The 7212-nt window shown below is 49.0% G+C and carries 10 protein-coding genes; 6 read left to right on the top strand and 4 right to left on the bottom strand.

Going from position 1 to position 7212, the window contains the following annotated elements; all coding sequences use genetic code 11:
* Positions 1-256 precede the first annotated feature (256 nt).
* Genes L0156_22440 through L0156_22430 form a run of 3 tightly spaced genes read left to right on the top strand, consistent with a single transcriptional unit; the run spans position 257 to position 1397 of the window.
* Positions 257-511, top strand: coding sequence for a hypothetical protein (locus L0156_22440; protein ID MCI0605757.1), 255 nt, complete (start codon positions 257-259; stop codon positions 509-511).
* Positions 511-921: a PIN domain-containing protein gene (locus L0156_22435; protein MCI0605756.1), complete on the top strand. Its 411-nt coding sequence runs from the start codon at positions 511-513 to the stop codon at positions 919-921. The genes L0156_22440 and L0156_22435 overlap by 1 nt, the downstream gene beginning before the upstream one ends.
* Positions 921-1397, top strand: coding sequence for a GNAT family N-acetyltransferase (locus tag L0156_22430; GenBank protein MCI0605755.1), 477 nt, complete (start codon positions 921-923; stop codon positions 1395-1397). The genes L0156_22435 and L0156_22430 overlap by 1 nt, the downstream gene beginning before the upstream one ends.
* A 9-nt stretch (positions 1398-1406) precedes the next feature.
* Here the strand turns inward: L0156_22430 and L0156_22425 are convergent, their stop codons facing one another.
* Complete coding sequence (locus L0156_22425) at positions 1407-2012, bottom strand: inorganic pyrophosphatase (GenBank protein ID MCI0605754.1); 606 nt, start codon at positions 2010-2012, stop codon at positions 1407-1409.
* A 161-nt stretch (positions 2013-2173) separates the two neighbouring features.
* Between L0156_22425 and L0156_22420 the strand changes: the two genes are divergently transcribed.
* Entirely contained in the window at positions 2174-3283 is a 1110-nt protein-coding gene (locus L0156_22420; GenBank protein MCI0605753.1) for a hypothetical protein, read from the top strand.
* A 29-nt stretch (positions 3284-3312) separates the two neighbouring features.
* Positions 3313-3753 carry a hypothetical protein gene (locus L0156_22415; GenBank protein ID MCI0605752.1) on the top strand — a complete coding sequence of 147 codons (441 nt, stop codon included), beginning with the start codon at positions 3313-3315 and terminating at the stop codon, positions 3751-3753.
* Between the two features lie 16 nt (positions 3754-3769).
* On the opposite strand, the gene L0156_22410 is transcribed toward L0156_22415, so the two are convergent.
* The 3 genes from L0156_22410 to L0156_22400 all read right to left on the bottom strand — a co-directional run bounded on the left by L0156_22410 (position 3770) and on the right by L0156_22400 (position 5920).
* On the bottom strand, positions 3770-4285 hold the full coding sequence (locus L0156_22410; GenBank protein MCI0605751.1) for a hypothetical protein: 516 nt from the start codon (positions 4283-4285) through the stop codon (positions 3770-3772).
* Positions 4266-4586, bottom strand: a complete 321-nt coding sequence (locus L0156_22405) for a hypothetical protein (GenBank protein ID MCI0605750.1) — start codon at positions 4584-4586, stop codon at positions 4266-4268. The genes L0156_22410 and L0156_22405 overlap by 20 nt, the downstream gene beginning before the upstream one ends.
* Positions 4587-4651: 65 nt before the next feature.
* Positions 4652-5920 (bottom strand): SMP-30/gluconolactonase/LRE family protein, encoded by a 1269-nt coding sequence (locus L0156_22400; GenBank protein MCI0605749.1) that lies wholly within the window; start codon positions 5918-5920, stop codon positions 4652-4654.
* A 113-nt stretch (positions 5921-6033) separates the two neighbouring features.
* Here L0156_22400 and L0156_22395 point away from each other — a divergent pair, with 113 nt between their 5' ends.
* Positions 6034-7020 carry an alpha/beta hydrolase gene (locus L0156_22395; protein ID MCI0605748.1) on the top strand — a complete coding sequence of 329 codons (987 nt, stop codon included), beginning with the start codon at positions 6034-6036 and terminating at the stop codon, positions 7018-7020.
* Positions 7021-7212 lie beyond the last annotated feature (192 nt).

The following is a 7212-nucleotide window of genomic DNA, read 5'->3' as shown; positions in this document are numbered from 1 at the left end:
TCGACGATGCACTGGGGCATCGACTGCGTCGCGGCGCCTCGCATCTGCCTGCCCGGCGCTCGCGCCATATGTCATCATATTTATGGGAAGGGACACTTAGTTTGAGTCGGCGGTTGATCAATTCCGCTATTGTCGGCAGGACTGGAGGTGGACGGCGCGACCGTCGTTCACTTTTGCATTCGTCTCCGGCAAAACCCATCTCAGCAATATTGCAAAGAACAATATCGTATTATATGATATTATAAGTATCGATATCATGAAAAAGAATGTGATTCCTATTTACCTGGAGGATCGGCAGGAACGGATCCTGCGGAAACTTTCCGAAAGCGAGGGGACATCTATCTCCTCCGTTGTTCGAAAGGCGGTCGATCTGATGATTCAGCACTTGCCGGTGGATAAGGATCCGGCATTACGGATCGTTGGACTCGGATCGTCCCGTAAGAAAGATCTCGGCGTTCGCCATGATGAAGCCATCATTCAGGAGTTGGAGAAGGAATTCCGAGAGGATTAATGGCAGCCCAGGTGTTTGTGGATACCAGTGGCTGGATTGCGCTCGTGGATAAGAGTGAACGCCGTCACAAGGACGTTTCTGATGCTTACAGAAAACTTCTCACAGGCACGCAAGTGCTTGTAACATCAGATCTGGTGCTGGCAGAATCGCATATCCTGGTGCGCCGGAGGTTGAGCTATTCCGCCGCTGAAACCTTTCTGGAAAGTATGAATACCAGTCCGAGCATTGTAATTATTTTCATGGATGATTCTCTCGAGCAGCTTGCCAAGGAACTTTTGAAGAAGTTTCGCGATCAGGAATTAAGCTTTACGGATGCGGCCAGCTTCGCCATCATGAAAGCTCGAAGAATTCACCGCGCTGTGACTTTGGATCAACACTTTCAGTCAGCCGGGTTTAAAATGATCCCCTGATGGAAATTCGCAGAGTACAACATACAGACCACAATCGAATCGCAGAGATTCTGCTGGATGTAAAGAACTTTAATCCGGAAGAAGTTCGGATCGCACTGGAGCTGGTGGATGATGCGGTTGAAAAAGGGGAGAGATCTGACTATCAGGTCTATGTTCTGGAAGAGGAAGATTCTGTCATTCGGGGATATACATGCTATGGAAAAACGCCGCTTACCGATTCAACTTTCGATTTTTACTGGCTTGCTGTAGATCCTGCTTCGCAGGGAAAGGGATATGGCCGGGTTCTCATTTCGTTTGTGGAAGAGCAGGTGAGAAGAGCGGGTGGGACCATCCTCGTTCTGGAAACTTCTTCACTGGAAAGCTACAACAGAACCCTGCGCATCTATAGGGAATGCGGTTATCAGATTGTAGCGCGAATCAAAAATTTTTATCGCCCGGGGGACGATAAGATAATTTTGACCAAAGAACTTGTTTAAGATACCAACCTAAGGGAATTTCAGCCGGTAATCTGCAAAGCTTCTGACAATGACATCGTGCGCTTCAGCGCGCCCATAAACATGGGTGATCTCAACTGCACGCTGCTCTTCATCGGGAGATTGTTTGTACGTCAAGAAGTAATGCTTAAGTCGTTGAATCAGCCCGGGTGAACACTCCTGAATCTCACGAACGTTCCCGTAAACTGCATCATCTTTTAATACGGCGACGATCTTATCATCCACATCGTTTCGATCGATCATACGCAACCCACCAATCGGTACGGCAGTTAACAAAATGTCTCCCCTGGGAATCGCTTTTTCGGCCAACACGCAAATATCCATAGGATCGCCATCGCCTTTTAAACCGGCGCGGCCGGTTCGCTGCATCGTAAGCTCTGCAACGGAATCTCCGCAATAGGTTTGCGGAATGAATCCATACAACGTCGGGCAAATGTTGGAGAACTTTTGCGGACGATCCACTTTTAGCAGACCACTGATTTTATCGATCTCGTATTTGATGGTGTCTGTGGGAACAATTTCGATGTACGCGGTCACCATTTCTGGCGCCTGATCCCCCGGACTCACACCATGCCAGGGATGCGCCTTCGAATTCATCTCCAATATTGTACGACGTTGCAACCCAAACGTTGCAAAGCCTTCTCTATATCTTGAGATAGAGACCGTTCTGAACCGTTTATAGATTCAGAGTTCCGCCCTCTGGTCGATTCAGCTGATGTGGAACCTCCGTATGATCTTAGTGAAAAGAGGAGGAACCCATGCATCCAGCAGCAAACACTTCGAATTCCACCAAGGCAGCCTTGCACACGTCTCATGCGAATTCGGTGGCTCCTGCGGCTGAGAAAAATGAAATGGAGGACGAAAAAGGCGTTCAAGTACTTTCACCACAATCCCCAATGTCCAACAACGATAAATCGTGCCGGAAGGCCGAATTTGGTTTTGAAGGCCGCGCGCGTTCGGCTGAACTGGAATCCAGCTTAAATTCGGCGAACCCGATTTCAGCAAAGGGTTGGTCCAAATTGGGGGCGACCGATCGTGAGAAATTGAATGAAATCATGAAAAGAGCCCAGGGCGCTGGGGCGCAGAAGGCGCTCACTGGTCTTGGAGCGAGCCAGAAGTTTCACCGTCTCTCGCCTTATCTGCAGCAGAAAGTGCTTGAAACTGCTGCCGGAGATCCCAAGGGGTTAAAATCGGATGCCCTGCAAGGCCTGGTTGAATCGAACGGTTTTCAAAAGTTGGCTCCGCGCCATCAAATTGACGCGCTTGAAGTGTTTCAAAAGTGCGATGCGAATGGTTGCAAGATATTCGTGGATCTCGCAAATTGTTCGATCACAAAAAATCGTAACAGCACTCCGGCCCTAATGGATCCGGATAGCAGAGGCACCATGTTGATTGAAAATCTTCATCACATGGCAATGCGCGATCTATCTCCTTACATGATGAATTCGGAGAATGCGCGGCAGAGGCTTCTCTCTTCCGTTATGCAGGAAGCAGCGAAACCGGGTGAGATCGAACAGGGGAACCATGGGACTTGCACAGTTACAACCATGCAGTACATGCTTTGCAGTCAGAATCCATCCGAATATACCCGCATCATGGATGGCTTAAGCACCACCGGGCAAGTAATTCTTCGAAATGGTGAAACACTGACTCGGGTAAATGATTCTATGGCGGACGATGCAAGCGTTCAAAGAAGTCCGAGTGAACGGCTCTTTCAGGCGGCGATGATGGATTACTGCAACGGTGAGAGAAGGTACAGCAACAAGATCGATGAAAAAAGCGGGTTTGATTGCGACATCCAGAAGAACGGCAAAAGAAGCGTCGCCTCGCTATCCGATACCGAGGCATTCTCAATTCGGCTCAATTGAAGTCGGCGAGAGGATCTTTGAATCAGGCCATGAGCACGGCTGTAGCCGGTGGAACGGTTGCGCACTTTGTAACTTCCAATCGTGGAAAGGCTTACATCAACGATTGGTACAATCATCTGCCGGCGAATGCGAAGGCTGATTTCAAAAGTGCGGCGCTCGATGTTTATTCAAAACACGGGTTTGACACGAGTGATCAAAAGGAACTGAACCGGGATCAATTGGTTGATCAAGTCGCCAGGGAGATGTATGCAAAAAACAATTCCGGCGCGCAAATCCTGGCGGATAGGATGGATGAGTACAAGAACCTGGCAAAGAATCAGATCGAAGAAGAGTTCATACAGAAAACCAAGCAGCTACGCATGGAGTACTTCAAAGAGAATGCGCCGAAACGCATCAGCGAAATGGAAAACCGGTACAACCACATTGAGCAGTACTTCCTGCAGCAGAAGAGGAACCCGGAAACCGCATGATGGTGTGGAATGAGCCTTATGGACGGCGTTGTAACCACGCCTTCACAGAAACGGCTTGATTCGCAGGCAACTCGGATAAAACAGATTCGATGTCTTCGAGCGCAACCAGTCTATGACGAATCAGTTGATCCACAAAGTCGAAATCTCGCTGTCGACCTGCGATCAATTTGCTGACGGCAACATCAACAGGATGCAGGCACAGGCCGGCGACACCTAGAGTATTTTCGTTCTGAATCTTGATTAATCGCGATTTCCAATGAGAAGGAAGGATAGCTGTTTCTGGTCCAACGCCGTGAGCATAGTACCCGAATTGTTCATGAAAAGGAGAAAGCTCTCCGATCGTCTCATCAATCAGATCGGCTTTAGAAGGATCATCGGCTGGATAGAGATCAGCTTCCTGCGAAACAATCAGTTCCTCCGGCGGATCAGGAAACATGCCAAGAATTGCCTGGCTCCCTATGATGATTAGCTCCGTCGATTCTGAAATTGCTCCAGCCGCCCGAATCAGATGCTCAAGATCCCGTCTTTTCATTTTCGAAAAATTCTCGATACTGCTTCCAACGTTCCCTGGGGGTTAGGATGCCGCAGAAAGGATTGCTCTGCCTTAAACGCCGGCCTTTTTCAGAGTTCTCAAGCAACACTTTTCGAATTTCCGGCCACGGCCTGTGAAGTATCCTGATCCACTCCTTTACCGTATTCTGCGGATTCAGGCTGTACCATCGATCACATAGGGAACGAGCCTTGGCAACGAGCGCCGGGTTGGCATCCACTCTGGATGCAATAGCCTTTGCAAGCATAAGGCTTCTTCGATCAATCTCTTCATGCGTCTTCATGATGGCTCACTCTTCCATATTACAAGAAAATTCCTTTCATTGAAGCAGGAGCTCTTTACACTGCTTCAATCCACCTTTACCTTCAAAATAAAGCTGTCTTGCAGTTTCTCGCAGGGGAAAATGTTTCCTTTCTCATCAAAACTTCTGAGTTGAGAGTTCGCGATGTAATACAGACTCGAATCTGCCATGACTCCTGTGGTCGGCAGACTGAAGAGCGGATGATTCGCCTCCAGCACCTTTGCTCTGACAACGCTCTTGCCGTCACTGTCTAGGAATAAACGAACGACTCGATCCACGCCGAGAATTCCTCCAACGATTACAAGACTATCCTTGTAAAAAACCATTCCATCGATTCCTGTCAGTGCCACACCGGCGGGATTTTCCATTTTTTGCTGTTTCATCGTTCGCAGGTCCACAATTGTCAGGCCAGCAATGTCCGCAACATAGAGAAGCCTGTTATCCAATGAAAGTGCTATGCCATTCGGAAAAGAGAATGTCTGAGTAGGGATCAGGACTTCCAGCGAATCTTTTGATGCCGCAATTTTGTAAACGGAACCATCGGAACTATCTGTGATGTAAACATCTCCATTTCGCGCAACGGCAAGATCGTTGAAACCGTGCGGCTTGTCTTTTTCAGCTAGCAGATATTTCTGAATCAGCTTTCCGGTTGTGATGTCGTACTTGAAAACGCCTGTATGTCCTTTTGTCGTTGGATCCGGGTCTATCATTGGCATTTCTTCGCCTAAATTTGTGTGATTTACCCAGAGCCATCTTCGTTCGGGATCGACTTCCATTCCTAAAGGTCCCCAGAGTCCATCCTGTTTTTCAGCGGCAAAATCCCGAACCTTTCCATCCGGATCAATTGCAAGAATTTTTCGTCTGTATATGCTTCCTGTATAAAATGTCTTTCTCACGGGATCGTATGCGGTACCTTCCAGAATCAGGTCTTTTTGCGGAATGAGAAAGGCAACATCGCTCATGTGCGTAGGTGTTTTATTTAGTTGTGACTGTTTTGCGATTGCTTTCCAGCGTTCCGAGTTCTGGACCGAAGCAAAGTCAGCGTGTTCCGGAGGGGCCGCGCCAAGCGCGACAATTTCTTCAAGATTTTTCAAGGCCTGATCTTGTTGTCCGGTCAGCATCAACGCCCTCGCCTGATAGTACAAAAATGATGGGTGTTTGGGGGCTATTTCGAGCGCAATGTTCAAATGCCTCAGAGCGCTTTGATAGTCTTTCGCTTCAAAGGTCTGCTGGATCTGTTTCGACAACGAGAAAATATCCCCCGCGGCGTAGGCGAATTGCGCGCCAGTGAGCAAAAGGAGCAAAATAATACGCATAGAATCCTCCTGCGTCATAGTTTTTCAGTAACAGCATTTCACCAGCAACAAAACTGTGGCGAAGCGGCTTCGAACGGGGTTAGTGCAACTATTCTGATGATAAGATCGAAACCGTGATAGAGAGCCGCGAAGAATTGCGTATTCAACGGCGCAAAGTCCGAAGGCGCAAAAGACGTCTGATTACTGCCGTAATTCTAATTATTGTCCTGGCCGTATCCTATTTTCTGTCGAACCGCGAAACGGAAATCCTGGGTGCTTCGGCCAGAAAGTTTGCGCCAGGAAGTTTTGTACAGTTGCCTGACGGCATGGTTCATTATGAAATCGCGGGACCTGCTGAAGGGGAAGTTGTTGTATTGATCCATGGAGGCTCGATACCTTACTTTGTTTGGGATCGAAATGCGGCGGTTCTGGCGAAGGCCGGTTTTCGTACGCTTCGGTATGATCTCTTCGGTCGGGGTTATTCCGATCGGCCTGCTGCCGTCTACGATCCGGAGTTCTATGACCAGCAGCTAATTTCATTATTGGACGCACTGGACATACGAATCAAGGTGCATCTTGTTGGGCTTTCGATGGGAGGCGCGATTGCGGCAGGATTTAGCGAACGCCATCCGAACCGCGTAAACAAGCTTGTCTTGATTGATCCTGTCGGTTTCAAAGTGAATCTTCCGTTCATTACAAAGCTGACGCATGTTCCCGGTTTGGGAGAATTTCTGTTTCGGGTGGTTGGGCGATTCACTCTCACAGGAAGTTTTGTGCTCAGCGATTTTTATGAACCTGCAGCGTGTCCGGAGTATTTTTTGAAAGCTTATGAAGGACAGATGAAGTACCGCGGTTTTCAGCGTGCGCTACTATCGACTTTGCGAAACATGCCTTTGGAAAACATGACGGATCTGTTCGAAAGACTAGGTCGCACCGACCGGCCGATCCTGATTGTCTGGGGCAAAGAGGATCGCACCACTCCTTTCAAGATTTCTACTCAGGCCAGGGCAGCAATGCCGCGCGCCCGTTTTCAAGCGATCGAGCGAGCCGGGCATTTGCCCGGATTCGAGCGACCTGAAGTTGTAAATCCGATTTTGATCGAGTTCCTGAAAGCCAAATAAGTCGTCCTTTGGCCGGTTCGTCCCCGTATTTAAGTAATTGCGCCATCAATCGGCTAGAATCTGATGTGGTGCGGGCGAGCCGCAGCCCAGAAAGGGCGCGGCGGCGGACAGGCATCTGCTTCGTTGCCGCTCCTCGACGATGCACTGGGGCATCGACTGCGTCGCGGCGCCTCGCATCTGCCTGCCCGGCGC

The sequence above is a fragment of the bacterium genome, assembly GCA_022616075.1.
Taxonomy (GTDB): Bacteria; Acidobacteriota; HRBIN11; order JAKEFK01; family JAKEFK01; genus JAKEFK01.
The sequence above is the reverse complement of the archived record's forward strand: the minus strand, read 5'-3'. Positions and strand labels throughout refer to the sequence as shown.

Coding starts and splice junctions, on each gene's coding strand:
- L0156_22440 (MCI0605757.1), top strand. CDS start 257: ATGAAAAAGAATGTGATTCCTATTTACCTGGAGGATCGGCAGGAACGG.
- L0156_22435 (MCI0605756.1), top strand. CDS start 511: ATGGCAGCCCAGGTGTTTGTGGATACCAGTGGCTGGATTGCGCTCGTG.
- L0156_22430 (MCI0605755.1), top strand. CDS start 921: ATGGAAATTCGCAGAGTACAACATACAGACCACAATCGAATCGCAGAG.
- L0156_22425 (MCI0605754.1), bottom strand. CDS start 2,012: ATGAATTCGAAGGCGCATCCCTGGCATGGTGTGAGTCCGGGGGATCAG.
- L0156_22420 (MCI0605753.1), top strand. CDS start 2,174: ATGCATCCAGCAGCAAACACTTCGAATTCCACCAAGGCAGCCTTGCAC.
- L0156_22415 (MCI0605752.1), top strand. CDS start 3,313: ATGAGCACGGCTGTAGCCGGTGGAACGGTTGCGCACTTTGTAACTTCC.
- L0156_22410 (MCI0605751.1), bottom strand. CDS start 4,285: ATGAAAAGACGGGATCTTGAGCATCTGATTCGGGCGGCTGGAGCAATT.
- L0156_22405 (MCI0605750.1), bottom strand. CDS start 4,586: ATGAAGACGCATGAAGAGATTGATCGAAGAAGCCTTATGCTTGCAAAG.
- L0156_22400 (MCI0605749.1), bottom strand. CDS start 5,920: ATGCGTATTATTTTGCTCCTTTTGCTCACTGGCGCGCAATTCGCCTAC.